Here is a 26964-nt window from a genome sequence, read left to right on the forward strand (position 1 = left end):
GAGGTGAGATGGGTGAACAACGATAAAAAACACGCAGCAGAAGAAAAAGTGCATGAAGAAGAAAATAACGAAACAGTCCATGCAACCGATGAAGCAATTGAAGAGAGTGATCCCGTTTCAGATGAGGCAAGTGAAAAAACGGCGGAAAACACCGATGATGAGTGGGTTCCAAAGTCCGAATTGGAGGATCTGGGCGTGAAGCTCAAAGAAATGGAAGAAAAACTCCTTCGGGTTCAGGCGGATTATGATAACTTCCGGCGCCGGACGAAACAAGAAAAAGAAGCGGCGGCGAAGTATAGATCGCAAAATCTTGCAGAGAGTCTTCTCCCTGTAATTGATAATTTTGAGCGGGCGATGATGATAACGCCGAAAGCAGAAGAAACGCAGAGCCTTCTAAAAGGTGTGCAAATGGTTTACAATCAGCTGCTTGAAGCGTTGGAAAAAGAAGGCGTTACCCCGATTGCTTCCGTAGGCGAGCCGTTTGACCCGCATTATCATCAAGCAGTAATGCAGGAAGAATCTGCAGAATACGATTCAAATATTGTTATCGAGGAAATGCAAAAAGGTTATCGTTTAAACGACCGGGTCCTGCGCCCGGCGATGGTTAAAGTCAGCGCATAACATCGAAACAATGAAACAACAATTTAGGAGGAATCAGTCATGAGCAAAACAATCGGAATCGACTTAGGAACAACAAACTCTTGTGTCGCAGTAATGGAAGGCGGAGAAGCAACGGTCATTCCTAATGCGGAAGGCGCGCGCACGACACCGTCTGTTGTTTCGTTTAAAGACGGCGAGCGTCAAGTCGGTGAAGTAGCGAAGCGGCAAATGATTACAAACCCGAATACGATTGCATCGATCAAGCGTCATATGGGGACAGATTATAAAGTAGATATCGAAGGAAAAGAATATACACCGCAAGAAATCTCTGCGATTATTTTGCAGAAACTAAAAGCAGATGCGGAAGCATATCTTGGCGATACAGTTACGAATGCTGTTATCACCGTTCCGGCTTACTTCAATGATTCTCAACGTCAAGCGACAAAAGATGCAGGGAAAATCGCCGGAATGGAAGTTGAACGCATCGTTAACGAACCGACAGCAGCCGCGCTTGCTTACGGCCTCGATAAAGAAGACGATCAGACGATTCTCGTGTACGACCTCGGCGGAGGTACGTTCGACGTATCGATCCTTGAACTTGGCGACGGCTTCTTTGAAGTAAAAGCGACGTCCGGCGATAATAAACTCGGCGGCGATGATTTCGACCAGGCGATTATCGATCATATGGTTGCTGAATTTAAGAAAGAGCAAGGGATTGATCTTTCCCAAGATAAAATGGCGCTGCAGCGCTTAAAAGATGCAGCTGAAAAAGCGAAGAAAGACCTTTCCGGCGTTTCGACAACAGAAATCAGCCTGCCGTTTGTTACAGCTGATCAATCCGGCCCGAAACACTTAGAAATGAACTTGAGCCGTGCGAAGTTTGATGAACTGACATCCAATCTTGTTGAAAAAACAATGGGACCGCTCCGTCAAGCGATGAAAGATGCGGGCTTAAGCCAGGGCGAAGTTGATAAAGTTGTCTTAGTCGGCGGTTCAACACGTATCCCGGCTGTTCAAGAAGGCATCAAGAAAATTACCGGCAAAGATCCGCATAAAGGTGTTAACCCGGACGAAGTCGTCGCACTTGGCGCTGCTGTGCAAGCAGGTGTTCTTGCCGGTGACGTGAAAGACGTAGTGCTGCTCGACGTCACACCGCTGTCGCTCGGTATTGAAACGATGGGCGGCGTTACGACGAAGTTGATTGAGCGCAATACAACGATTCCGACAAGCAAATCGCAAGTATTCTCAACCGCGGCAGATAATCAGCCGTCCGTTGATATCCACGTTCTCCAAGGTGAGCGGGAGATGGCAGCGGATAACAAAACGCTCGGCCGCTTCCAATTGGGAGATATTCCGCCGGCTCCGCGCGGTGTGCCGCAAATCGAAGTTACCTTTGATATTGATGCGAACGGAATTGTTAATGTGCGTGCAAAAGACCTTGGCACGAATAAAGAGCAGTCGATTACGATCACGTCTTCTTCCGGTCTTTCTGAAGAAGATATTGAACAAATGGTTAAAGATGCAGAAGAAAACGCAGAAGAAGATAAAAAACGCCGTGAAGAAGCCGACCTTCGCAACGAAGCCGATCAGCTCGTTTTCCAAACGGAAAAAACGATCAGCGATCTTGGTGAAAGTGTAGAAGAGGCGGAAAAAGAAAAAGCAGAAACGGCGAAAGAGAAAGTGAAATCAGCTCTTGAAGGCGATGATCTTGAAGCGATTCGTACTGCAAAAGACGAGTTGCAAGAAGTTGTTACCGAGTTGTCCACGAAGCTTTATGAGCAAGCTGCGCAACAGCAGCAAGCTGAACAAGATCAAGGCGCCGGCAACGATGACGATGTTGTCGATGCTGATTACGAAGAAGTAAACGACGATGAAGAGAAAAAATAATTTCCTCAGTTCGTGCGGATAGAAGAAAAGTCAAAGTCAGGAGCTTCTTGGCTTTGGCTTTTTTCCGCTTTTCAGCCTCATATTGTCAGTGCAGTCCCTTGCCTGTTGGCAAGGACAATGATAGACTATCCGTTATGGATTAAACTCGGGAGTGAATGTGTGATGAGTAAACGAGATTACTATGAAGTTCTTGGTGTCGATCAAAACGCTTCGGACCAAGAAATAAAAAAAGCGTACCGCAAACTGGCGCGCGAGTATCATCCGGATGTCAACGATGCTCCGGACGCCGAAGAAAAATTTAAAGAAGTCAAAGATGCTTACGATACGTTGAGCGATTCACAAAAACGCGCTCATTACGACCAATTCGGCCATGCTGATCCGAACCAAGGATTCGGCGGAGCCGGCGGCGGAGATTTTGGCGGCTTCAGCGATATTTTTGATATGTTCTTTGGCGGAGGCCGGCGCGATCCGAACGCCCCGCAACAAGGTGCAGATATGCAGTATACAATGAATCTCGATTTTAAAGAAGCTGTCTTCGGCAAAGAAACCGATATCGAAATTCCGCGGGAGGAAAATTGTGAAACGTGCGGCGGCAACGGCGCGAAACCGGGCACGCAACCGGAAACGTGTACACATTGTCAAGGCAGCGGTCAGCTGAACGTCGAGCAAAATACTCCGTTCGGCCGTGTTGTGAACCGCCGCGTTTGTCACCACTGCGACGGAACCGGTCAATTTGTTAAAGACAAATGCCGTACATGCGGCGGTAAAGGAAAAGTTAAAAAACGCAAGACTATTCATATTAAAATCCCGGCCGGTGTCGATACCGGACAGCAAATTCGTGTTGCCGGCCAAGGAGAAGCGGGGGTAAACGGCGGGCCTCCGGGCGATCTTTTCGTAGTTTTCAATGTTCAGCCGGATGAGTTCTTTGAACGTGACGGCGACGACATTTATTGTGAAATGCCGATAACGTTTACGCAGGCAACGCTTGGCGATGAGATCGAAGTGCCGACATTAAACGGCAAAGTGAAACTGAAAGTTCCTGCCGGAACGCAAAACGGAACGCATTTCCGTCTGCGCGGCAAGGGCGTTCCGAACGTGCGCGGCATGGGTCAAGGTGATCAGCACGTGCTGATGAAAGTGATCGTGCCGAAAGATATCAGTGAAAATCAAAAACGGCTGCTGCGTGAATTTTCTGAAGAAGAAGGCGATGAAATGCCGGATGAACAAAGTCAGAGTTTCTTTGATAAAGTGAAACGGGCGTTCAAAAGCTTTGGCTGAAAGATAAAACAATTTTAACCGTACAAGGAGCTGGAACTGATGAAATGGTCGGAAATCTGTATTCATACGTCGCAGGAAGCTGTTGACCCGGTCAGTCATATTTTGCATGAATCCGGCGCCAGCGGGGTCGTGATTGAAGACCGGGAGGATTTGTTTCGCGAGCGGGAAACGGTGTTCGGCGAAATTTATGATCTGTCGCCGGAAGATTACCCTGAGGAAGGCGTTTTAGTTAAGGCTTATTTGCCTGTGAACAGTTTCCTGAAAGAAACCGTTGATTCGATCAAAGAAGCGGTGAACCGGCTCCATGTATTTGATATCGATCTCGGCCTAAATCACGTAACTGTCAGCGAAATCAATGAAGAAGAATGGGCGACACAATGGAAAAAATATTATAAACCGGTGAAAGTTTCCGAACGAATAACGATCACGCCGACGTGGGAAGAATACACCCCTGTGCGTGAAAACGAAGAAGTGATTGAGCTTGACCCCGGTATGGCGTTCGGGACGGGGACGCATCCGACGACGGTGCTGTGCATTCAGGCGTTGGAAAAACACCTGAATGACGGCGATACGGTAACCGATGTCGGTTGCGGAACGGGTGTTCTCAGCATTGCATCCGCCAAACTGGGCGCGGCAAAAGTTGAAGCGTTGGATTTAGATGAAGTGGCGGTGAAATCAGCCGAGATCAACACGAAGCTCAACCGCGTCCAAGACCGTGTAAACGTCCGTCAAGGTGATTTGCTCCAAGATCGGTCTTTTGACGAAAAAAAAGACATCATCGTCGCCAACATTCTCGCCGAAGTGATTTTGGATTTGCTGCCGGACGCCGAGTCGCAGCTGAAAAACGGCGGCAAATTAATTGTATCCGGAATTATTGAACGCAAACGTTCAATGGTTAAAGAAGCTTTGCAAGAGGCAGGGTGGAGACTGGCAGAAACAACAGAGATGGAAGGCTGGATCGCGATAGTTGCTGAACGGCCTTAAAAGGAGGCACTGAATTGCAGCGTTATTTTGTATCGCAACAGTCTTTGCAACATGGTGAAGCGACGCTTGCCAATGACGATGCACATCACATTTCCCGTGTGATGCGCATGGTTGAGGGCGATAAAATCATTGTTGCTGACGGCAGCGGGATTGCATATGTTTGTTCCCTGCAATCGGTCAACCAAGATGAATGTAAAGCGGCAGTTGTTGAAAAGGCAGCGGGTCACCCGGAAATGCCTGTTAACGTCACCGTCGCTCACGGGCTGCCGAAAGGTGATAAATTTGAGCAAGTAGTTAAACATGGAACTGAACTCGGTGCGGCAGCATTTTTGCCGTTTGAAGCTGATCGGTCCATTGCGCGGCTGGATGAGAAAAAAGCTGCCAAAAAACAGGAACGGTGGAAAAAAATCGTCAAAGAAGCTGCCGAACAATCACACCGCAATTGTCTGCCTTATATTCATGATCTTGTGACTGCGGCAAAATTGTCTGAACAATTTCATCAGTATGACCAAGTTATTGTCGCCTATGAAGAATCGAGCAAAGCAGGAGAAATGAACCGCTTTGCGGAAGTTATTTCCAAATCGAAAGCAGGTGAACGGATACTGCTTGTTATAGGTCCTGAAGGCGGTCTATCTCCGCAGGAAGCGCAAATGTTTTCTGAAGCCGGAGGTGTTCTCGCTTCGTTCGGTCCGCGTATTTTACGGACGGAAACAGCACCGCTTTACGGATTGGCAGCCCTGTCTTATTATTTTGAATTATCGAGGTGAAAATCATGCCGTCAGTGGCTTTTCATACATTGGGATGTAAAGTGAACCATTATGAAACAGAAGCGATATGGCAACTGTTTCAAGAAGCGGGATATGAAAAGACGTCGTTTGAGCAAATTGCCGATGTATACGTGATTAACACATGCACTGTAACAAACACCGGTGATAAAAAAAGCCGGCAAGTCATTCGCAGGGCGATTCGCCGAAATCCGGATTCTGTTGTCTGTGTTACCGGATGTTATGCACAAACTTCTCCGGCTGAGGTGATGGCGATACCGGGGGTCGATATCGTAGTCGGCACACAGGATCGCCATAAACTGATTGACCTGATTTCTGAGTTTCAACAAGCGCGTGAACCGATTAATGCTGTCGGAAATATTATGACGGCACGGGTATATGAAGAGCTGGATGTTCCGGCATTCACCGATCGAACGCGCGCTTCATTAAAAATTCAGGAAGGGTGCAACAATTTTTGTACATTTTGCATCATTCCATGGGCCCGCGGTTTACTTCGATCCCGGCAGCCGGATGATGTCATCTCACAAGCAAATCAGCTTGTCGATGCCGGGTATAAAGAAATCGTTTTGACCGGGATACACACAGGCGGGTACGGAGAAGATATGAAAGATTATTCGTTTGCTGATTTATTAGAGCGTCTTGAGGAAGTTGACGGTTTAAAGCGAATCCGGATTTCTTCGATTGAAGCCAGTCAGATCACAGACCGTGTTATAAGTGTTATCAATCAATCCGATAAAATTGTCCGTCACCTCCATATTCCGCTGCAATCCGGTTCAGATTCAGTGCTAAAGCGCATGCGCCGTAAATACACTACTAAATTTTATAAAGATCGCGTCCTGCAGCTTAAACGGGCATTACCCGGTTTGGCGGTGACATCGGATGTCATTGTCGGTTTCCCCGGAGAAACCGCAGACGAATTTAAAGAAACATTTCAGCTGATTCGCGACATCGGTTTTTCCGAACTGCATGTCTTTCCTTATTCAAAACGGACAGGAACACCGGCTGCCCGGATGGATGATCAAGTCGATGAGACAGTGAAAAACGAGCGCGTTCATCAGCTGATCGAACTGTCCAATCAACAGGCGAAAGAATACGCTTCAATGCATGAAGGGGAAACACTCGAAATGATCCCTGAAGAAGCGGAAGAAAACGGCTCGTACTTGATCGGCTATACAGATAACTACATGAAAGTGAAAGTAGAATTGGATCGATCGTATATCGGCGAAATTGTCTCTGTTCGCATCGATGAACCGGGTTATCCATACAGCCGCGGTACATTCTTGAGCGCGGATAAAAAAGTGAAAATTTGAAAAAACGCACGTTGACTGAGTTCGGCAGATCCTTTATAATAAATGAGTACATGCAATATGCATGTTTGATTGGTTGATCGGAGGGAGGGATATAGAATGGCAGAAACTCGTGTAAAGAAGAACGAGTCGATTGATGCTGCTCTTCGCCGTTTTAAAAAGTCGATGTCTAAAGATGGAACCATGCAAGAAGTAAAAAAACGGAAGCATTATGAGAAGCCGAGCATTAAGCGGAAGAAAAAGTCCGAAGAAGCTCGTAAACGCAAATTTTAATGAGAGGGTGTTCATTATTTGAACATGCTTGAGCGTCTCCAAGAGGACATGAAAAATGCAATGCGCAACAAGGAGAAAGAACGTCTGACAGTCATTCGTTCTTTAAAATCAGCCTTGCAGAATGAAGCGATCCACCAGGGGCGTGAGCTGTCGGAAGAAGAAGAACTGACAGTGCTGAATCGAGAGATGAAGCAGCGTAAAGAATCCCTCCATGAATTTATACAGGCCGGGCGAACCGATTTAGCCGACAAAACACGGCAGGAAATTGACATCATTGAAGTTTATTTGCCGTCACAACTTTCCGAAGAAGAACTGGATGTGATCGTTCAAGAAACGATTGCTGAGACAGGAGCAGCTTCGAAAGCAGACATGGGTAAAGTCATGAGTGCAATTATGCCGAAAGTGAAAGGCCGTGCGGACGGCTCGGAAGTAAAAAAGCGCGTAGAACAAGCGCTAGCGTAAATGAATAAGTTCATGAAAAAAAAAGCGTCTTGCATCTTAGCAAGGCGCTTTTTTACATGCTTCGCTTCTGTAGTCGAAATATTTTTAATTTAACGGCAGAAAAGTTAAAATAAAGATACTATCAATTTGAAACGATCAGACGTTTCAAACGTAGTACAAGTATGAACGACGAATAGGCTATCAGGAAAGGGGGAGGCAGATGTGATTCGCTGGCGATTGTTGTTCTTTGCTGTTTTGCTGATTGCGGGAGGCCTCGGCGCATTTTTTACGACGGCTGAAGCAGATAATAACGACAGCAATGAACTGGTATATGTAATACCTGTCGAAAAAGAAGTTGAGCGCGGTTTGGAAGCTTTTTTAAACCGTTCGATCGAAACAGCTGAAGAACAGGGTGCAGACCATATTATTTTTGAGGTTCATACTCCCGGAGGATTTGTCGATGCGGCCGGGAATATTGCAGCGTTAATGCGCAACACAGATGTTCCGACAACGGCTTATGTTACAGGCGATGCGCTGTCTGCCGGCGCTTACCTGTCATTGAATGCGGATGAAATCGTTATGGCTCCGGGAACCCGGATGGGATCAGCAGCTGTCATTGACGGTTCGGGCAGCGCTGCTGATGAAAAAGCGCAGTCAGCTTGGCTTGCGAGCATGAGAGAAGCCGCTTCGCTGAATGATCGTGATGAGCAATATGCCTTAGCGATGGCAGATTCTTCAATAGATTTGCCGGAACTGGGAGCTGGAGAGGGTGAGTTGTTAACACTGACCCCGGGCCAAGCGGAAGAAGTCGGCTATTCAGAAGGAACCTATGAATCGCGTGAGGATGTGCTTGATCATATCGGGATGTCGGCAGCGTCGGTAGAAGAGATGGAAACGACGTTTGCGGAAACATTAGCGCGGTTTATTACCGGGCCGATTGTTGTGCCGATTTTATTATCACTCGGAACTTTAGGACTTGTGCTTGAGTTGTTCTCACCAGGTTTCGGGATTTTTGGTATTTTAGGAGCTTCATCGTTAGCGCTCTTTTTCTTCGGTCACTTAGTCGCCGGTTTTGCCGGTTTAGAAACGGTAATTTTATTTGGCGCCGGCGCCGTCCTTCTATTGATTGAAATTTTCTCTCCGAGCTTTGGTGTCTTAGGTGTACTCGGCATAGCTGCCGTTTTATCGAGTTTGGTTTTGAGCGGTTATTCGACGACAAATATTTTGTTTGCATTGGCAATTGCTCTTGTGATCACTGCTGTCGCTTCGTTTTTATTCTTAAAGTATATCGGTTACAGCGGCACACTGAAAAAAATTGTCTTTGAGGACCAAGCAGGAAATGAACAAGGTTACGTTTCGAATACTTCCCGGGAACATTTATTAGGCGAGACGGGACGGGCGTTAACAATTCTTCGGCCGTCAGGAACCGCAGAGTTTAATAATGAACGGCTTGACGTGGTTTCCGAGGGAGGATATATTGAACAGGGAAGAAAAGTAAAAGTTGTTTCTGTTTCGGGATCAAAAATGGTCGTACGGGAAGTTAAGCAAACAGAAGCGGCAGATTAAAAAAGAGGAGGAAGATACATGATTACTGAAGAAATTGCACTGCTTCTTGTCATCGGCCTTGTTATTGTGGCCTTAGCTGTATTATTTACATTCGTACCAGTAGCGCTATGGATTTCTGCATGGGCTGCGGGCGTTAAAGTCGGGATATTCCAACTTGTCGGAATGCGTTTACGCCGGGTTATTCCCCACCGCGTTGTTAACCCGCTGATTAAAGCGGTAAAAGCCGGGTTGGATATCAGCACGAATAAGCTGGAAGGACATTACCTTGCCGGCGGTAACGTTGACCGGGTCGTGAATGCTTTAATTGCTGCGCAGCGCGCAAACATTGATTTGACATTCGAACGCTGTGCGGCGATTGATCTCGCCGGCCGTGATGTGCTCGAAGCTGTTCAAATGAGTGTTAATCCGAAAGTGATTGAAACACCTTTCATCGCCGGTGTCGCGATGGATGGAATTGAAGTAAAAGCAAAAGCCCGGATCACCGTCCGTGCGAATATTGACCGCCTCGTCGGGGGTGCGGGTGAAGAAACAATTATTGCCCGTGTCGGTGAAGGAATTGTATCTACAATCGGTTCGGCTAACGACCATAAAGAAGTATTGGAAAATCCTGATATGATTTCACAGACCGTTCTGAAAAAAGGTTTAGATGCAGGTACAGCATTTGAAATCCTTTCGATTGATATTGCCGACATTGACATCGGTAAAAACATCGGTGCGGGGCTGCAAACCGATCAAGCCGAAGCCGACAAGAAAATTGCCCAGGCGAAAGCGGAAGAGCGCCGCGCAATGGCTGTCGCGCAAGAACAAGAAATGAAAGCCCGCGTCGAAGAAATGCGTGCGAAAGTTGTTGAAGCAGAAGCAGAAGTGCCAATGGCAATGTCTGAAGCGCTTCGTTCCGGCAACTTCGGTGTGATGGATTATATGAATTATAATAATATCAAAGCTGATACAGATATGCGTGATTCAATTGGTAAAGCGACGAAAAGCGGAGAAGAAGATGAGGACGAAATGAAATACTAAAAACGATCGCAGACCTATCTGGTCGGGAGCGCTCGGTGAAAGGAGCGTCGATGCATGGAATTTTTCCTTGGGCTGTTGGATTCACCGCTGATTCTTTTCTTTGTGATCGCGTTGATATTAAGCTTTTTCCAGTCGCGCGGAAGCGAGAAAAAAGAAGAAGAACAAAAACGCCGGCGTGAACAACGCGATTCGTCTGGTGAAGATGAAATAGATTGGCGTGATATTTTCCGGCAGGAACAAAATACCGGACAAGAAAAACCCGGCCGTCCGGGGCAAAAGCCGGCACCTGAACCGAAGCAGTATGAAATCGGGGAAGAACGTCAGCGTCAAGCTCCTAAGCCCGAAGCAGAAACACAGCTGACGAAAATGAACGAAGATCTTCAAAAGCGCTATCGCGAATTGGAGCGGAAAAAGCAGCAAGCAAAACAATCGGAGAAAAAAATCGGCAATTCTCCGATTACAAGAGGCGATATCACAGCTGCTAAAGAGCCGAAGGTGAACTTGGATTTCAGTCAAATAAGCGGCGATGAAGCGATTAAAGGTGTTATTTGGTCTGAAATATTAGGAAAGCCGAAATCAAAACGCAGTAAAAGATAACGCCAAATAATTGCTGTGCACTTTATAAGTGCACAGCTTTTTTATGCGGCGGAAAATTCTTTGCACCTTGGTGGTGTCGATGGTAAAGTGAAAGTAGTCTGTTTGTGATTACTATAATAAGGGACCGTTGTGTGTAAGGAGATTGAGTAAATTGACATATGAAGTATACACGATTGAGCTGGCGTCTGAAGATGCGAATGAAATACAAACACTTTTTGGACCGGGAGACCGGCACTTAGAAAGGTTAGAAGATATTTACGGTGCTGAGATTCATTCGCGCGGACAGCAAGTATCCGTAATGGCTGATGAGAACAAAGCCGAACAGCTGGAAGAGATCTTTACGATGCTGTTGAAACTGATACGAAACGGTGTTTCCGTTAAAGAACGTGATGTGTATTATGCTGCTCAGCTGGCACAAAAAGGGCAGCTGGATGAAATGGCTGATCTTTATGAAGATAAAATCACCGTTAATGTGCGGGGCAAGCCGATTTTGGCTAAAACACTCGGTCAAAGACACTACGTGTCAGCGATGCGCAAAAAAGATCTTGTTTTTGGCATCGGACCGGCCGGAACGGGTAAAACGTACTTAGCTGTTGTCTCAGCTGTTCATGCACTGAAAGAAGGTCAAGTGAAACGGATTGTGTTGACGCGTCCAGCCGTGGAAGCAGGCGAAAGCCTCGGTTTTCTGCCGGGCGATTTAAAAGAGAAAGTCGACCCGTACTTGCGTCCGTTGTATGATGCGCTGCACGATGTTCTCGGCACTGAGCATACGGCCCGTTTGCTCGAACGAGGAACAATAGAGATTGCTCCGCTTGCTTATATGCGCGGGCGTACACTTGATGATTCTTTTGTAATTTTAGACGAAGCGCAAAATACAACCGCAGAGCAGATTAAAATGTTCTTAACCCGGCTTGGATTCGGGTCAAAAATGGTAGTAACCGGGGATATGACACAAATTGATCTGCCCCGCGGAAAAGAATCAGGCCTAAAAGCAGCTGAAAGAATATTAGCTGATATTCACGACTTGTCATTTATTTATCTCGACTCCGGCGATGTTGTCCGGCACACGCTTGTGCAAAGAATAATTGATGCTTATGATGAAGCGGATGTATAAGCTAGCGATTGTGAGTTAAGAAAAGGGGTGCCTTCAGTGGCGGAACGTATATCGATTGATCAGCAGCGCTGGTGGCAAAAACGGAAAAATCACCGCTATACAAGAATCGTTATGTTTGCTTTTCTCGGGTTGATTACATATGGGTTGCTGGCTTCGAATGTCATGCCAGAACATACGGAACTTGAACCCGGAACGGTTGCCCAGCAGGACATCCGCTCTCCTTTAACAATTGAAAATCAAGAGGCGACAGAACAGCAAGTTGACGAAGCGGTAAATGAGGTCGATCCGGTTTATTCGAAAAACCCCCGCTATGCAGAAAATCAGATTGAACAAATCCGCGAACTTTTTTACGTCGTAGAAGAAGTTCGCGCTGACGCTGACACAGAAAATGAAAATAACGATAATTTCGCAGAAGATCAGCTGGCTGACTTACGCACGGAACTGCCCGACCAGATGAACGATGAGATTGACGATGAAACAATTGCAACCTTGTTAACAGCAAGTGAAAGTGAAGTCGAGACAGCTCTCGAACATACGACGAGTGCAGTGCATGACGTGATGAGTTCGGAAATTCGGATGGATGATATTGCAGATGCAACAAATGAAGCAGAGACTCAAGTCCGGCTTTCTTCCTCAGCCTCTGATTCTTTGGTGCAGGCAATGACAGATATCGTCCGTTTTGGCGTAACATCCAACTTTATGATCGATGAAGAAGCGACCGTTGAAGCTAGAGAAGCTGCTGAAGACACTGTCGATCCCGTCATGATTCGCGAAGGCGAGTTGCTCGTCGAAGAAGGCGAAGTCATTACAGCAGAAATCCATCAAGAACTTTCAGTTGTAGGAATGACAGAAGACGTGAGCATTGTCTATCCGTTTGTCGGACTGGCACTCTTAGTCACGCTGTTGATTTCGATGCTCGCTTATTATTTGAATGACGCGAGAACAAGCATAAAGCAAAATAATACGTATTTGCTTCTTTATGTCTTTATTTACACGCTTACACTGCTTCTCATGAAAGTTGTCAGCCTGATGCACCCTGTTGAACTGAGCGGTTTGTCTTATATTGTTCCGGCGGCTCTCGGCACGATGCTGATAACGATACTGATTCATTCTCGTGTCGGGCTGTTTACAAGCATGGTATTTGCTGTCATCGCAAGCATCATGTTCACAGCCGAATCAGCCAGTGTCTTAAATTATGCACACGGTTTATACGTCTTCTTCTCCGGAGCGGCCGGCGTCTTTTTCTTGATCAAATCGCAGACAGTTTCACGGCTGCTTCAAGCTGGTGTATTTATTGCATTTATCAATGCTGTCGTCGCCGCTGCTGTCCTTATGCTGCAAAATGCGCAATACAGCTGGTTTGAGATCGGTTCAAATCTCGGTTTTGCCGGCTTGTCCGGTTTTATCGCTGCCATTTTGGCGATTGGCTTTTTACCGTTTTTTGAAGCGGCGTTCGGGATTCTGTCCGTAACGAAAATGATCGAATTAACCAACCCGAATCAGCCGTTGTTGCGAAAAATTTTACTGGAGGCTCCCGGCACGTATCATCACAGCGTCATGGTTGCCAATCTTTCAGAAGCGGCTTGCGAGACGATCGGGGCTAAAGGGTTGTTAGCCCGTGTCGGATCGTATTACCACGATATCGGCAAGACGCGCCGTCCGCATTTCTTTATTGAAAATCAGATGAGAATTGACAATCCGCACGATCAAATCACTCCGACACTGAGCAAAAAAATTATCATTGCTCACCCTTACGACGGAGCGGAAATGCTCAGAGCGCAGAAGTTCCCGCAAGAAATTATCGACATTGCTGAACAGCATCACGGGACAACTCTGCTCAAATATTTTTATCATAAAGCTTTGGAAGAAGATGAAAACACAGCGGAAGAAGACTATCGTTACCCCGGTCCGAAACCGCAAACGAGAGAAGCCGCGATTGTCTGTCTCGCTGACGGGATCGAAGCGGCTGTACGCTCTATGCCTCATCCGACAGCAGAAAAAATTCAAACACTGATTCAAAAAATGACCGAGGATAAACTGACGGACGGTCAATTTGATGAATGTGATTTGACAATGAAAGAACTTCAAAAAGCTGCTCAATCGATGGAAGAAACACTGCGAGGTATTTATCATACCCGGATCGAATATCCGGACGAAGAACATTTACGAACCGGCGAAGGAGGTTTGAACAGATGAGCGACTATGTTATTGATTTAAACGATGAAACGGAAACGTTATCAGCCGGGCAGCTGCAATTAATAAAAAATGTGCTCGATTATGCAATGGCATCAGAAGCGGTCACATACGGGACAGAAGTTTCTGTGACGTTTGTACGAGATGAGGCGATCCACGAATTAAATCAAATGTACCGGGATAAAGACCGGCCGACAGATGTCTTGTCGTTTGCTTTGAACGAAGGAGAAGCGGATCCTTTGGCTGACGGTGTGCCCGATCTGCTTGGAGATATTGTCATTTCGGTTGATACTGCCAAAAGGCAGGCAGAAGAATACGGTCATACAGAAGACCGCGAATACTGCTTTTTAGCTGTGCACGGTTTCTTTCATTTAATCGGTTATGACCACGCTTCGACAGAAGAGGAAGAAGAAATGTTGACAAAACAAGAGGATGTATTACAGTCTTATGGCCTCAAAAAATAAACAATCATTTGTATCGTGGAACCGGCTGAAAAGCAGTTTTCAATATGCAGCCTCAGGCATACGTCAGACGTGGAGGTCCGAACAAAATTTCAGAATCCACACCGTTTTTTCCCTCGTTGTCGTTCTTGCCGCTCAATGGCTTAACGTGCCGCTCATTGAGCAGGTGCTGTTATTCATCGTGATCGGATTAGTTCTCGGGTTGGAGTTGATCAATACGGCGATCGAACACGTTGTTGACTTGACGGTCCAATCGTATGATGACCGCGCAAAAGTGATTAAAGACGCAGCGGCTGGATCGGTATTCGTGTTTTCCTTACTGGCTGTTGCAGTTGGAACGATGATCTTTTTACCAAGAATTTTGGCCCAAATATTTTAATTGAGGTGATGGAATTGAATAAAGAAGATTTGATGAAGCAAGCTGGAGTCGCAAGAGAGCGGGCGTATGTGCCCTATTCAAAATTCGCTGTCGGTGCAGCCCTGTTGGCTGAAGACGGCACCGTGTACCACGGCTGCAACATTGAGAATGCCGCATACAGTATGTGCAACTGTGCTGAACGAACAGCGATTTTTAAAGCTGTTTCAGATGGCGTCAGAGCATTTAAGGCGCTGGCCGTTACTGCCGACACAGAAGGTCCGGTTTCGCCGTGCGGCGCTTGCCGTCAAGTGATGTCAGAACTCTTACAGCCGGAGACGAAAATATACTTAACGAATACTCACGGTACCGAATCAGCCGAGACGACGATTGATGAGTTGCTTCCGGGAGCTTTTTCGCCGGAGGATCTTCATGAATAACGGGGCAGAAAACGAATACAAATCCGGCTTTGCAGCTTTAATCGGCAGACCGAATGTCGGGAAGTCGACGTTATTGAATCACGTATTAGGTGAAAAAATTGCGATTATGAGCGATAAGCCGCAAACGACGCGCAATCGGATCCAAGGGGTTTACTCGGAAGAACGCGGGCAAATCATCTTTATTGATACCCCCGGTATTCATAAACCGAAGCATAAGCTGGGCGATTTTATGACAAACTTAGCTCAGTCAGCGCTCGGCGAAGTAGATGTTGTTTTGTTTTTAGTCGATGCGAAAGAGGGGAAAGGTCCCGGGGACGAATTTATTATCGAACGCTTGAAAAATATTGATACGCCGGTTTTTTTAGTGATCAATAAAATCGATGAAGTCCACCCTGACGAACTTCTCCCGTTTATCGAATCGTATCGGAAGCTGTTTGATTTCAGCGAAGTCATTCCGATATCGGCGCTTACCGGCCAAAATGTCAGCGTTTTGCTTGAGCAGCTTTACAACAGGTTAGAAGAAGGACCGCAGTTTTACCCGGAAGATCAAATTACTGACCATCCAGAGCGGTTTTTAATCGGTGAAATGATTCGGGAAAAAATCCTCCATTTAACGGAAGAAGAAATTCCTCACTCGATCGCTGTTGAAATTGAAAGTATTAAACCGCGTGAAGGCAGCGATGTCGTTGATGTCGGCGCTGTTGTTGTTGTTGAGCGCAAATCCCAAAAAGGGATTATTATCGGCAAGCAAGGAAAAATGCTTAAGGAAATCGGTAAGCGCGCACGGGAAGACATGGAAAGTCTCCTCGGTTCCCGTATTTTTCTTGAGCTGTGGGTAAAAATAGACAAAGACTGGCGCAACAAACCAAAATCATTACGTGAATTCGGGTATGATGAAGAAGAGTACTGACTTATACGCATCACACTGGCGGTGAACAGTTATGCTGCAAAAAACAGAAGGCATTGTTATCCGAACGACAGATTACGGTGAAACGAATAAAATATTAACCCTTTTAACGCGGGAGAACGGGAAGATTTCTGTTATGGCTAACGGAGCTAAAAAGCCGAAAAGCCGCTTCGCCTCTTCCGCGCAGCTGTTTATTTACGGATCGTTTGTGTATCAGCGGTTTAAAGGGATGGGTACGCTGAATCAGAGCGATATTCTCGATTCGTTCCGTCAAATACGCAGCGATATTATTTTGACATCTTACGGGGCGTGCATGGTGGAACTGATTGATCGGCTCGTTCCTGAAGAGCAGCTGTCGCCGGCGCTGTTTGACTTGCTTTATCACCTCTTGCACCAGCTAGATGAAGGCAGCGACCCGGACGTTTTGTTAAACATTTTGGAAATTAAAATGCTTGCATGGGCGGGAGTCGCCCCGACTCTCGACCGCTGTACTCAGTGTCAAACAACGGAAGGGCCGTTCAGTTTTTCCCACCGCTTTGCCGGAGCGGTCTGTTATCATTGCGCATCAGCTGATCCGCACCATCAGAAGGTTCAAGCGAACGTTGTGAAGCTTCTTTATCTTTTTCAAAAAATACCGGCAGCGCGAATCGGCCATATCAATGTTAAGGCATCGACAAAAAAAGAATTGAAACAAATCATTGATCAGTATTATGAAGAGTATGTCGGTGTCTATTTAAAAGCGAAGCGCTTTTTGGCGCAAATCGACCGTTTATCATTTGAAGACGAGCGTGACATTGACAGCTGAGCAGGATTTTTGTATGATTTTAGATGGACAAAGCCAACGGCAAGACACGGAGATGGAGAGTAGTACATACGATTTCACGGCAGACTGTTTTGTTCTTTAAGAAGCAAAACGGAAGCGAGCTCGGGACAGTGGAAGCTGAGCAAGCCGCGGATGATGTGGAAGGCGCTCTGGAGTGTTTATGAAAAGAGGTGCGAACAACGCACAATTAGGGTGGAACCGCGGGTTACTCTCGTCCCTAAGCTCATATAACGGGCTTAGAGACGGGAGTTTTTTATGTTCGTTATGATTAAAGACGATCTTTTTTACAGGAGGGAAACAAATGCACGTACAAGAAATGATTTTAAAACTTCAAGATTTTTGGGGAAAGCAAAACTGCTTATTATTGCAGCCGTATGATGTTGAAAAAGGCGCAGGGACGATGAACCCAATGACGTTTCTGAAAAGTATCGGACCGGAACCTTGGAATGTCGCCTATGTGGAACCGTCACGCCGTCCGGCTGATGGCCGCTACGGTGAAAACCCTAACCGTCTCTATCAGCATCATCAGTTTCAAGTTATCATGAAACCTTCGCCTGATAATATTCAAGAACTGTATCTCGACAGTCTGCGGGAATTAGGCATTAATCCCGAAGAACATGACATCCGTTTTGTTGAAGACAACTGGGAAGCGCCGACGCTTGCTGCATGGGGGCTCGGCTGGGAAGTTTGGCTTGACGGGATGGAAATCACGCAATTTACTTATTTTCAGCAGGTCGGCGGTCTTGATGCTGCTCCGGTTTCCGTCGAAATCACGTACGGTATTGAGCGGCTTGCCAGCTACATTCAAGATAAAGAAAATGTTTTTGACCTGGAATGGGTTAACGGCTTCACGTACGGCGATGTGTTTATGCAAAATGAATACGAACAATCAAAATATTCCTATGAAGTTGCCGATACAAGCATGCTGATCGAACTCTTTTCAACATTTGAACAAGAGGCTGAGCGGGCAATGGCAGAAGAATTGGTTATTCCGTCTTACGATTACGTATTGAAATGTTCGCATATTTTCAACTTGCTCGATGCGCGCGGGGCGATCTCGGTAACGGAACGTACGGGTTATATCGCCCGTGTGCGCAACCTTGCCCGCGAATGTGCGAAAAAATATTATGACGTTCGAAAAGAACTTGGTTTTCCGATGCTGAAAGAAAAGGAGGACGTTTCCAATGACTAAAAAGCCGCTGTTAGTAGAAATCGGTTTGGAGGAAATGCCGGCTCATTTTGTCGAAAATGCAATGAATGAACTGGCAGCACGCACAGCTAAATTTTTAGACGAAAAAAATGTCGGCTACGGTGAGATCGAATCGTTTGCAACACCGCGCCGATTAGCCGTACTGATTTATGATGTTGAAGACAAACAGCAGGATCAAGAAAAGACGGCGAAAGGACCGGCGAAAAAAATCGCCGTCGATGAGAACGGAAACTGGACAAAAGCGGCGGAAGGATTCGCCCGCTCGCAAGGAATTACGGTCAATGATTTGACGATTGACGTCCTTAAAGGTGAAGAGTACGTCTATGCAAAAACGTTCGTGAAAGGTGCGGAGACAGAAGATTTCTTGCCTGAAATCAAAGAAGTTATCCAATCCATTCCGTTTCCGAAAAACATGAGATGGGGAAGTTATGACCTTCGCTATGCCCGGCCGATCCGCTGGCTGACAGCGATGTACGGCAACGAGGTAATCCCGTTTGAAATGGTCGGTGTTTCGACGTCCAACGTATCGATGGGGCACCGTTTTCTTGGCAAAGCTGCAACGCTTGAATCAGCTGCGGATTATCCGGAAGCGCTGTTAAGCGAGTACGTCATTGTCCGTCCGGAGGAAAGAAAGCGCGCGATTTCCAATCAAATTGCAGAAATTGCCGAAACAAACGGGTGGGAAATCCCGGTTGATCATGATCTGCTTGATGAAGTGAATCAGCTTGTCGAATATCCGACAGCTCTTTACGGCGAATTTGACGAACGTTTTCTCGCTGTGCCTTCTCAAGTGCTGATTACAACGATGCGTGAACACCAGCGTTATTTCCCGGTGAAGAACCAAGCAGGTGAACTTCTGCCTTATTTTGTAACGGTCCGCAACGGGGATCACCGCCATTTGCAAAATGTTCGCAAAGGCAATGAAAAAGTGCTTCGATCCCGACTTCAGGATTCGGAATTCTTTTATCAGGAAGATTTAAAACAGCCTTTGGCCGATCTTTTGCCAAAGCTGAGCGCAATTGTATATCATGAGGAACTCGGGACGATTGCCGATAAGGTTAAGCGCAACATGCACATTACTGCGCTCATTGGCAAAGAAACCGGAGCATCGTCTGAAGAGGTTTCTCAAGCTGAACGCGCTGCGGAGCTGAGTAAAGCTGATCTCGTAACAGAAATGGTGAACGAATTTACCGAGCTCCAAGGAGAAATGGGCGAAATTTATGCGTTGAAAAGCGGTGAAGATGAAACGGTAGCGCAAGCTGTTCGCGAACATTATTTGCCGAAACAGTCGGGAGATCCGGTGCCGGAAACAGCAGCCGGGGCGTATGTCAGTGCGGCTGATAAAATTGACACCCTCGTTACGAGCTTTGCAATCGGCAATGTCCCAACCGGGTCCCAAGATCCGCACGGTCTCAGACGGCAGGCGTCAGCCATTTTACAGCTTTTTCATCAGCGGGGATGGACAGCCGATTTATATCAAATATTTTCGGCCGCTTACGATTCAGCTGCAGAAGAAACCCGCGTAAAGCGTGGCAAAGAAGATGTATTGGCCGATTTAAAGACGTTTACTGCTTTGCGTTACAAAACACTGTTAATGGAAAAAGGCGTTCGTTATGATATCGTCGATGCTGTTCTTGCCGGTGAAACGGGAACCGTTCCGCTCGTATTTAAGAAAGCGTCGTATTTGATGCAACAGATCGCAAATGAAACTTTTAAAAAAGATGTTGAAGCATTCAGCCGTGTAACAAATATTGCCAAAAAATCAGCGCAAGAAGATGTTTCTGTCAACCCGGATGCTTTTAAAGCGGATGAGGAACAGCAGCTTTTTGATGAAACGGCGAAAGCAAAAGAAAAAGCTGGACAGGCGCTGTCAAACGGGGAAGTAGAAGAAGCATACAATGCGCTCGCATCACTCGTTCCGATCATTCATGTTTACTTCGACCGCATCATGGTCATGACAGAAGAACCTGACGTCAAAGCCAACCGCTTAGCGCAAATGAAGTTTACGGCTGACGCGCTTCAGTCATTTGCCGATTTTCAAGCGATTGTTTTTCACACTGACAGCTGAACGGCAAGGAAAATCGTTGTTATTCAAGCAGACGGCAGCTGAAGATTGAGGGCGGTGATGAGATGGAGCTGAATGAAAGGCAAGAAAAAATCATTGAGATTGTCAAAAGCGAAGGACCGATTACGGGAGAAAAAATCGCCGATCATCTTTCCCTGACCCGCGCAACTTTGCGTCCGGATTTGGCTATTTTGACAATGTCCGGTTTTCTCGATGCTAAGCCTCGGGTCGGTTATTTTTATACAGGCGACCGATCAGGGAAGGCTGAAGCGGATCGTTTGAAAAAAATGAGGGTAAAGGACTATCAATCGCTTCCGGTTGTTGTCAAAGAAGTATCAACTGTGTACGATGCGATTGTGACAATGTTTCTTGAAGACGTTGGAACCATTTTTGTGGTCAACGATAAAGATGAATTGTCCGGGATTTTATCCCGTAAAGATTTGCTTCGTGCCAGTATGGGCAAGCAGGAACTGGAAAACATCCCTGTAAGTATCATTATGACGAGAATGCCGAATGTGGCTGTCTGTTTTGAAGAAGATACCTTGCTCGAAGCAGCAAATCAGCTGATTCATAAACAAATAGACGGCCTTCCTGTCGTCGAGAAGCGGGTTGAAAACGACGAGACATTTTACGGAGTCATCGGAAGAATCAGCAAGACGACGATAACAGAAGCGTTTGTATCATTAGTCAACGGCGATGATGAAACGGGATCGCATCTTTAACGAGGAGGAGTTATCATGCACGCTCCAAAAGAAAAGCAGCTTATCTACGTATTGTCCGATTCAGTCGGGGAAACGGCGGAACTCCTGGCAAAAGCGGCATTAAGCCAATTTGACGAGGGGTGCGCAATCACACGCCGCGTTCCTTATGTCGATGATCTGCAAACAGTTGATGAAGTTGTCAAACAAGCAAAAGAAACAGACGGGATGATTCTTTTTACGATTGTGCTCCCGGAAGTTAAACAATACTTGATGGAACAAGCGGCTGATCAGGCGATTCCTGTCTATGATATTTTATCCCCGCTAGTGACGATGCTGGAAGATAAGCTAGAGGCCAAACCTAGAAACGAGTCAGGATTGATGCACATGCTCGATGAAGAATATTTTCGTAAAGTCGAAGCGATTGAATTTGCCGTTAAGTATGATGACGGCCGCGACCCGCGGGGGATATTAAAAGCTGATGTTGTGTTGACCGGTGTTTCACGGACATCGAAAACCCCCCTTTCGCAATATTTGGCGCATAAACGGTTGAAAGTTGCCAACGTACCGCTTGTGCCTGAAGTGGATCCGCCGAAAGAACTGTTTGAGATTCCGAAAGAAAAAGTGATCGGTTTGAAAATCACGCCGGAAAAATTGAACAGCATTCGCACCGAACGTTTAAAAGCGCTCGGGTTAAAAGCCGAGGCAAATTATGCAACATTTCAGCGAATTCAAGAAGAATTGGATTACTCAGCTGACCTGATGGAAAAACTCGGCTGTGATGTTATTGACGTATCTGAGCGGGCCGTTGAAGAAACGGCTAATTTGATCTATCAGCTTGTTCAGTCGAAACAAATGTAATCCGGATTTTCAGCGCGGCATTTAATAGAAATTCAAGCTGAAACACTGGTCAAATTCATTTCAGTAAGATATAATGTCGTATTGTGACTGCATCTGTCGTTAGCTTTAAGACGGCGGATGTTTTCTGTATGAGAAAAATTAAAAAGGACGGATGTTTTTGCTGAGCAACGAAGAGCTGAAGCAAAAGATGAAAGTGCTGATTGATGGAGATGCTTGTCCGGTAGTTCCGGATATTTTAGCGATTGCTTCTCATTACGGCATTTCAGTCGTTATCGTCTCATCTTATGCGCATAAACGAAATCAGCCGTGGCCTGATTTTGTGACTGAACGGATTGTCGACCCTGACAATGAAGCCGCTGATACACGTATTTTCACAGAGACGCAGCAAGGCGATGTTGTTGTCACAGATGACATGGGATTAGCGAGTCTTGTCCTTGCGAAAGGAGCGTCAGTGCTCACCGGCAGAGGCGAGGAAATGACGGATTGGAATATTCAGTTTCAGCTTGATAAACGAGCTCATCAAGCGAAAGAGCGGCGCGCAGGAAAAAAAACGAAGGGACCGAAAGCTTATCTCGCTGAGGACCGAGCCGAGTTCCGCAGAAATTTTGAAAAAAAATTGTCGAGCTGAGCAGGAATTCAAGCTTATATCACGAATTGTGAACAAGGGACAGAGAGTAGGTGAAATATGTGAGCCAGCGTATTCCGGAGGAAAAAATCGAAGAAATACGCCGCGCTTCCGATATTGTTGATGTGATCAGCGATTATATATCGTTGAAAAAACAAGGGAAGAATTTTAGCGGCCTATGTCCGTTTCACGGTGAACGAACCCCTTCTTTTTCTGTATCTCCTGATAAACAGCTGTATCACTGTTTCGGCTGCGGAGCAGGCGGAAATGTTTTTTCCTTTGTGATGGAAGCTGACGGACTGATGTTTACTGAGGCTGCAGAAAAATTGGCGCACCGCAGCAATATTTCATTGCCGGAACAGACGCCGGCTACTGAACAGGAGCAGCAGTCGCAATCACGTTTGAATACTTGGCATCAGGCTCATGAGCTGGCAGCAAAGTATTATCATCATATGCTGATGACAGCAGATGAAAGTAAAGAAGCCCGGGCTTATTTACGTAAACGCGGGTTTACGAAAGAAATGATCGATACTTTTCAGGTTGGTTATGCACCGGATTCGTGGGAGTTTCTCGCCCCTTTTCTTCAAAAAAGGGGTTTTGACATGGACGAGCTGGAACAATCGGGTCTGATCGGCAAACGTGAATCTGACGGACAGCCATTCGATCGATTTCGCGATCGGATTATGTTTCCGATTTGGGACAGACGCGGAAACATAATCGCTTTTGGCGGCCGGATTCTCAGTGACGGTCAGCCGAAGTACATGAACAGTCCGGAGTCGGATGTTTTTAATAAGAGCGACGTGCTTTATTTTTTTCATCAAGCCCGTCCGGCGATCCGAAAGCGGAATGAAGCAGTCCTTTTTGAAGGGTATGTTGATGTTATATCAGCTTGGCGAGCGGGTATAGACAACGGAACAGCCGCTCTCGGCACGGCCTTGACACCGGGACACGCAAAGATGATCCGCCGCAATGCTGACCGTGTCGTGCTTTGTTACGATGCCGATGATGCCGGTATGAATGCGGCTTACAAAAATGCAGAAACACTGCAAAACGCCGGTCTTGAAGTGTTCATTGCCAATCTTCCGGAAGGGTATGACCCGGATGATTATATTCAGACCCACGGCCGCGAACGGTTTGTACAAGATGTCATTGACGGCCGTCTGACATGGATGAACTTTTTATTTTTTTATTACGGCAAAGGGCGGCAGCTGTCCGCAGAAAGCGACCGGCTTGACTACATCGACAATATGTTAAAAGAAATCGCCAAACGAAAAGGGGCCGTCGAACAAGACTTCTATTTGCGCAAGCTGGCAGACGAATTTTCGCTGTCGCTGGAATCTTTGAAACAAGAAGTAAGGCAAATGCAAAAAGCTGGGCAAAAGAGACAGAACCGCCAAATCGGCCAACAGCATAAGCAAAAAGCGCAAGAACTTAAGCAGATGATCAAAGCTGATGAATGGGCGGAGCGGGAGTTGATCGCTCATATGATCCAATCGAAACAAATTGCCGAAGAAGTCCGATCACGTCTCGGCGGGTTGTTTCAATATGACGCTTACCAAGCGATTGCTGCGCATATTTATCAATTTTACGGAGACGGCAACGACCCGGATCCTGCCGCTTTCCTAGAGACACTGGAAGATGAAGAGCTGAAAAAAACCGCCTCGGCACTTGCAATGAAGGAGGTTAATCCTGACCTTTCGGAGCACGAGTTGACCGATTATATAAATGAAGTTCAAAAGAGTTCCATGCGTGAAAGATTTCATCAGCTGACCGCTCAGCAAAAAGCGGCGATTGCTGAGAAAAATAATGCTGAAGCCGCCCGGATCGGACAGCAGATTAACCAGTTAAAGCAAGAGATGAAGTACCGTCATGAGCCATAATCGTTCATTATGGTGAAGCTTAGGAAGGAGGGATCGTATGGGTGAAGAACCGATTCGTCATGAATCAGAAGGCGAACAGACCCTCGATCAAGTAAAAGAGCAATTATTAGAGTCAGGTAAAAAAAGGGGTTCACTGACTTACGCAGAAATTACCGAGAAATTAGGTGCTTTTGACCAAGATTCCGAACAAATGGATGAATTTTTTGAATACTTGGGCGAACAAGGCGTTGAAATCATAAATGAAAATGAGTCTGTCCCTAGTTTGAAACAAGTTGAAAAAGAAGAGGAATTTGATTTAAGCGACTTAAGTGTGCCGGCAGGCATTAAGATAAATGATCCGGTTCGAATGTATTTAAAAGAAATCGGACGGGTTCCGCTTCTGTCAGCTACTGAAGAAATCGATTTAGCAAAGCGGATCGAAGACGGCGATGAAGAAGCTAAACGAAGGCTTTCCGAAGCTAACTTGCGGCTTGTGGTCAGTATCGCAAAACGCTATGTCGGACGCGGCATGCTCTTTTTGGACTTAATTCAAGAAGGAAACATGGGTCTGATCAAAGCGGTAGAAAAATTCGACTACAACAAAGGCTATAAGTTCAGCACATATGCAACGTGGTGGATTCGTCAGGCGATCACCCGGGCGATTGCCGATCAGGCGCGGACGATACGCATCCCGGTTCATATGGTGGAAACAATTAATAAGTTAATCCGTGTTCAGCGTCAGCTATTGCAGGATCTCGGCCGGGAACCGACGCCGGAAGAAGTATCGAAGGAAATGGACTTGACACCGGATAAAGTGCGGGAAATCTTGAAAATTGCTCAAGAGCCTGTCTCATTGGAAACACCGATCGGCGAAGAAGATGATTCTCATCTCGGCGACTTTATTGAAGACCAAGAAGCTCTCGCTCCTTCCGATGCGGCGGCTTATGAACTGTTGAAAGAGCAGCTTGAAGATGTACTTGACACACTGACTGATCGTGAAGAAAATGTACTGCGGCTGCGTTTCGGGCTCGACGACGGCCGCACGCGCACGCTGGAAGAAGTCGGCAAGGTCTTTGGCGTGACCCGTGAACGGATCCGCCAAATCGAGGCGAAAGCGCTGCGGAAACTTCGTCATCCAAGCAGAAGCAAGCGGCTGAAAGACTTTTTAGACTGACGGATTAAGGCAGAGCTGTATTCCAGTTTCTGTCTTTTCGTTTATGATCAGCAGGAAGACACTGGATAAGAGCAAGGCCGATATGTCATAATGCCGGTGATGATATGGAAGAAAAGAGAAAAGAAATCATAATTCATGAAATAAAAAAATGGCGGGAAAGTCAGCTTCTGCCGAGAACTTACTGCGATTTTCTGCTCGGTTTGTACTCGGAAGGCAATTTGCCGGAAGACGAATCAGCAGCGATCCGTCCATCGGCTGTGCTGAAAAAAGCGGGACGAACGCTCGCCCTGTTAATCGGTTTTATTACGGTCTTGATTTTTTTTATTTATTTCACGCAATTCCCGCCGCCGTTGCAGCTCGCTGTACTCGCAAGCATCTTCTTAATCAGCAGCGGAGCCGGCTTTTATTACCGTAAGCGCGAGCCGCTTTATATGCACATTTATATATTGCTGGCGACGTTTATATCATTTATCCTGCTAGTCGTTACTGCCGATCTTTTTTTTGGCGATGACCGTTTCTTTTTAGGGCTGGGAATCGTTTTTCTCTGTTTAATTTGGGCGGTAAGCGGCAAATTTTTTAAGCTCCCTTACCTGTATATTGCAGGCGGAACAGGAATTGTGCTCCTGATTGGTTTTATGCTGGCAGAGCAGCTGTAAAGTAAAGATTGTCAGGACAAGGAGAACGATGTTATGCATGTGATTGCTCACCGGGGTAATAAAAAGTATACACCGGAAAACACGATGGCTGCGTTTTATTCAGCCGAGAAATACAACGTTGACGGGATCGAGTTTGATCTGCAATGGACGAAAGATGATGTGCCTGTCGTTCATCATGATCCGACGATTGACCGCACGACAGACGGGAGCGGGAAGGTACGGGCGTTCACGTTGCAAGAACTGAAACAATTCGATGCCGGCCGAAAGTTTGATGAATCATTTCGCGGAGAAAAGATTCCCCGCTTTTCTGAAGTGCTGACGTGGGCAAAAGAAACTGCACTGACCCTTCATGTCGAACTAAAAGAACAATTCAGTCAGCATGAAGACTTCGTCCAATCATGCATCAATGAAATTAAGCATATCGGTATGACAGACCGTGTCGTCATATCAACGTTTTATCATCCCTATCTGGCCCTTGTGAAAAAGCAAGCACCGGAAATCGAAACAGCATTGTTAACAAAAACGCCGGTGTTTAGAGGGACGGCTTACGCTGAAAAAATTCAAGCGGACGGCATTCACATTCGTCACAGCTTTCAGGCAGCGCGTTATTACCGAAGATGGAACAAGCAAGGCACACCTGTCAGAGTGTATAATATTCAAACGGTAAAAGCAGCGAAAGTTTGCCGAAAACTGAATGTCTCGGGGATCATCACCAATGATCCGCGGCTGATTGCTCAGGAACTGAAGAAATGATGAACGAGACGGAAGATTTTGCTTTTCTCTAT

General features: G+C 46.3%; 27 protein-coding genes. All 27 read left to right on the top strand.

The window, feature by feature from the left end; genetic code table 11:
- The first annotated feature begins 12 nt into the window (after positions 1 to 12).
- The 27 genes from grpE (at position 13) to EDD67_RS04205 (ending at position 26932) form a co-directional block, all read left to right on the top strand.
- Positions 13 to 621 (top strand): nucleotide exchange factor GrpE, encoded by a 609-nt coding sequence (gene grpE, locus EDD67_RS04075; RefSeq protein WP_121438994.1) that lies wholly within the window; start codon positions 13 to 15, stop codon positions 619 to 621.
- Between the two features lie 39 nt (positions 622 to 660).
- The gene (gene dnaK / locus EDD67_RS04080; RefSeq protein ID WP_121438993.1) at positions 661 to 2487 is read left to right on the top strand and encodes a molecular chaperone DnaK; all 1827 of its coding nucleotides are present in this window, start codon (positions 661 to 663) and stop codon (positions 2485 to 2487) included.
- Positions 2488 to 2649: 162 nt separating this feature from the next.
- On the top strand, positions 2650 to 3765 hold the full coding sequence (dnaJ, locus tag EDD67_RS04085; RefSeq protein WP_093072348.1) for a molecular chaperone DnaJ: 1116 nt from the start codon (positions 2650 to 2652) through the stop codon (positions 3763 to 3765).
- Positions 3766 to 3804: 39 nt separating this feature from the next.
- Positions 3805 to 4749, top strand: coding sequence for a 50S ribosomal protein L11 methyltransferase (gene prmA, locus EDD67_RS04090; protein WP_121438992.1), 945 nt, complete (start codon positions 3805 to 3807; stop codon positions 4747 to 4749).
- 14 nt (positions 4750 to 4763) lie between these two features.
- Complete coding sequence (locus EDD67_RS04095) at positions 4764 to 5516, top strand: 16S rRNA (uracil(1498)-N(3))-methyltransferase (RefSeq protein WP_121438991.1); 753 nt, start codon at positions 4764 to 4766, stop codon at positions 5514 to 5516.
- A 5-nt stretch (positions 5517 to 5521) separates the two neighbouring features.
- Positions 5522 to 6844, top strand: a complete 1323-nt coding sequence (mtaB, locus tag EDD67_RS04100) for a tRNA (N(6)-L-threonylcarbamoyladenosine(37)-C(2))-methylthiotransferase MtaB (RefSeq protein WP_121438990.1) — start codon at positions 5522 to 5524, stop codon at positions 6842 to 6844.
- A 96-nt stretch (positions 6845 to 6940) separates the two neighbouring features.
- Entirely contained in the window at positions 6941 to 7114 is a 174-nt protein-coding gene (gene rpsU / locus EDD67_RS04105) for a 30S ribosomal protein S21 (RefSeq protein WP_093072352.1), read from the top strand.
- Positions 7115 to 7132: 18 nt separating this feature from the next.
- The gene (locus EDD67_RS04110) at positions 7133 to 7576 is read left to right on the top strand and encodes a GatB/YqeY domain-containing protein (protein WP_121438989.1); all 444 of its coding nucleotides are present in this window, start codon (positions 7133 to 7135) and stop codon (positions 7574 to 7576) included.
- A gap of 201 nt (positions 7577 to 7777) precedes the next feature.
- Positions 7778 to 9121 carry an NfeD family protein gene (locus tag EDD67_RS04115; protein WP_121438988.1) on the top strand — a complete coding sequence of 448 codons (1344 nt, stop codon included), beginning with the start codon at positions 7778 to 7780 and terminating at the stop codon, positions 9119 to 9121.
- Between the two features lie 18 nt (positions 9122 to 9139).
- The gene (gene floA / locus EDD67_RS04120; protein ID WP_121438987.1) at positions 9140 to 10141 is read left to right on the top strand and encodes a flotillin-like protein FloA; all 1002 of its coding nucleotides are present in this window, start codon (positions 9140 to 9142) and stop codon (positions 10139 to 10141) included.
- Between the two features lie 54 nt (positions 10142 to 10195).
- Entirely contained in the window at positions 10196 to 10738 is a 543-nt protein-coding gene (locus tag EDD67_RS04125) for a hypothetical protein (RefSeq protein WP_121438986.1), read from the top strand.
- A gap of 151 nt (positions 10739 to 10889) precedes the next feature.
- Positions 10890 to 11852, top strand: a complete 963-nt coding sequence (locus EDD67_RS04130) for a PhoH family protein (RefSeq protein WP_121438985.1) — start codon at positions 10890 to 10892, stop codon at positions 11850 to 11852.
- Positions 11853 to 11888: 36 nt separating this feature from the next.
- Positions 11889 to 14048: an HD family phosphohydrolase gene (locus EDD67_RS04135; protein WP_121438984.1), complete on the top strand. Its 2160-nt coding sequence runs from the start codon at positions 11889 to 11891 to the stop codon at positions 14046 to 14048.
- Positions 14045 to 14509 carry an rRNA maturation RNase YbeY gene (gene ybeY / locus EDD67_RS04140; RefSeq protein ID WP_121438983.1) on the top strand — a complete coding sequence of 155 codons (465 nt, stop codon included), beginning with the start codon at positions 14045 to 14047 and terminating at the stop codon, positions 14507 to 14509. The genes EDD67_RS04135 and ybeY overlap by 4 nt, the downstream gene beginning before the upstream one ends.
- Complete coding sequence (locus EDD67_RS04145) at positions 14493 to 14885, top strand: diacylglycerol kinase family protein (protein ID WP_121438982.1); 393 nt, start codon at positions 14493 to 14495, stop codon at positions 14883 to 14885. Before ybeY ends, EDD67_RS04145 begins: the two co-directional genes overlap by 17 nt.
- 14 nt (positions 14886 to 14899) lie before the next feature.
- Positions 14900 to 15301, top strand: a complete 402-nt coding sequence (locus tag EDD67_RS04150) for a cytidine deaminase (protein ID WP_121438981.1) — start codon at positions 14900 to 14902, stop codon at positions 15299 to 15301.
- On the top strand, positions 15294 to 16211 hold the full coding sequence (gene era / locus EDD67_RS04155; protein ID WP_093072362.1) for a GTPase Era: 918 nt from the start codon (positions 15294 to 15296) through the stop codon (positions 16209 to 16211). The genes EDD67_RS04150 and era overlap by 8 nt, the downstream gene beginning before the upstream one ends.
- A 31-nt stretch (positions 16212 to 16242) precedes the next feature.
- Positions 16243 to 17013, top strand: a complete 771-nt coding sequence (gene recO, locus EDD67_RS04160; RefSeq protein WP_121438980.1) for a DNA repair protein RecO — start codon at positions 16243 to 16245, stop codon at positions 17011 to 17013.
- Positions 17014 to 17332: 319 nt separating this feature from the next.
- Positions 17333 to 18223, top strand: coding sequence for a glycine--tRNA ligase subunit alpha (glyQ, locus tag EDD67_RS04165; protein WP_093072364.1), 891 nt, complete (start codon positions 17333 to 17335; stop codon positions 18221 to 18223).
- Positions 18216 to 20309: a glycine--tRNA ligase subunit beta gene (gene glyS / locus EDD67_RS04170; RefSeq protein WP_121438979.1), complete on the top strand. Its 2094-nt coding sequence runs from the start codon at positions 18216 to 18218 to the stop codon at positions 20307 to 20309. Before glyQ ends, glyS begins: the two co-directional genes overlap by 8 nt.
- Positions 20310 to 20371: 62 nt before the next feature.
- Complete coding sequence (gene ccpN, locus EDD67_RS04175; protein ID WP_121438978.1) at positions 20372 to 21028, top strand: transcriptional regulator CcpN; 657 nt, start codon at positions 20372 to 20374, stop codon at positions 21026 to 21028.
- A gap of 15 nt (positions 21029 to 21043) precedes the next feature.
- Positions 21044 to 21865, top strand: coding sequence for a pyruvate, water dikinase regulatory protein (locus EDD67_RS04180; protein WP_093072367.1), 822 nt, complete (start codon positions 21044 to 21046; stop codon positions 21863 to 21865).
- A 157-nt stretch (positions 21866 to 22022) separates the two neighbouring features.
- Positions 22023 to 22493, top strand: a complete 471-nt coding sequence (locus tag EDD67_RS04185; RefSeq protein ID WP_242005926.1) for a YaiI/YqxD family protein — start codon at positions 22023 to 22025, stop codon at positions 22491 to 22493.
- 59 nt (positions 22494 to 22552) lie between these two features.
- The gene (gene dnaG / locus EDD67_RS04190; protein ID WP_121438977.1) at positions 22553 to 24370 is read left to right on the top strand and encodes a DNA primase; all 1818 of its coding nucleotides are present in this window, start codon (positions 22553 to 22555) and stop codon (positions 24368 to 24370) included.
- Between the two features lie 37 nt (positions 24371 to 24407).
- Complete coding sequence (gene rpoD / locus EDD67_RS04195) at positions 24408 to 25523, top strand: RNA polymerase sigma factor RpoD (RefSeq protein ID WP_093072369.1); 1116 nt, start codon at positions 24408 to 24410, stop codon at positions 25521 to 25523.
- A gap of 104 nt (positions 25524 to 25627) precedes the next feature.
- A complete protein-coding gene (locus EDD67_RS04200; RefSeq protein WP_121438976.1) occupies positions 25628 to 26179 on the top strand; it encodes a hypothetical protein in 552 nt (183 codons plus the stop codon).
- Between the two features lie 33 nt (positions 26180 to 26212).
- Entirely contained in the window at positions 26213 to 26932 is a 720-nt protein-coding gene (locus tag EDD67_RS04205) for a glycerophosphodiester phosphodiesterase (protein WP_121438975.1), read from the top strand.
- The last annotated feature ends 32 nt before the right edge of the window (positions 26933 to 26964 follow it).

The organism is Salisediminibacterium halotolerans (genome assembly GCF_003814815.1).
GTDB classification, from domain to species: Bacteria; Bacillota; Bacilli; order Bacillales; family Salisediminibacteriaceae; genus Salisediminibacterium; species Salisediminibacterium halotolerans.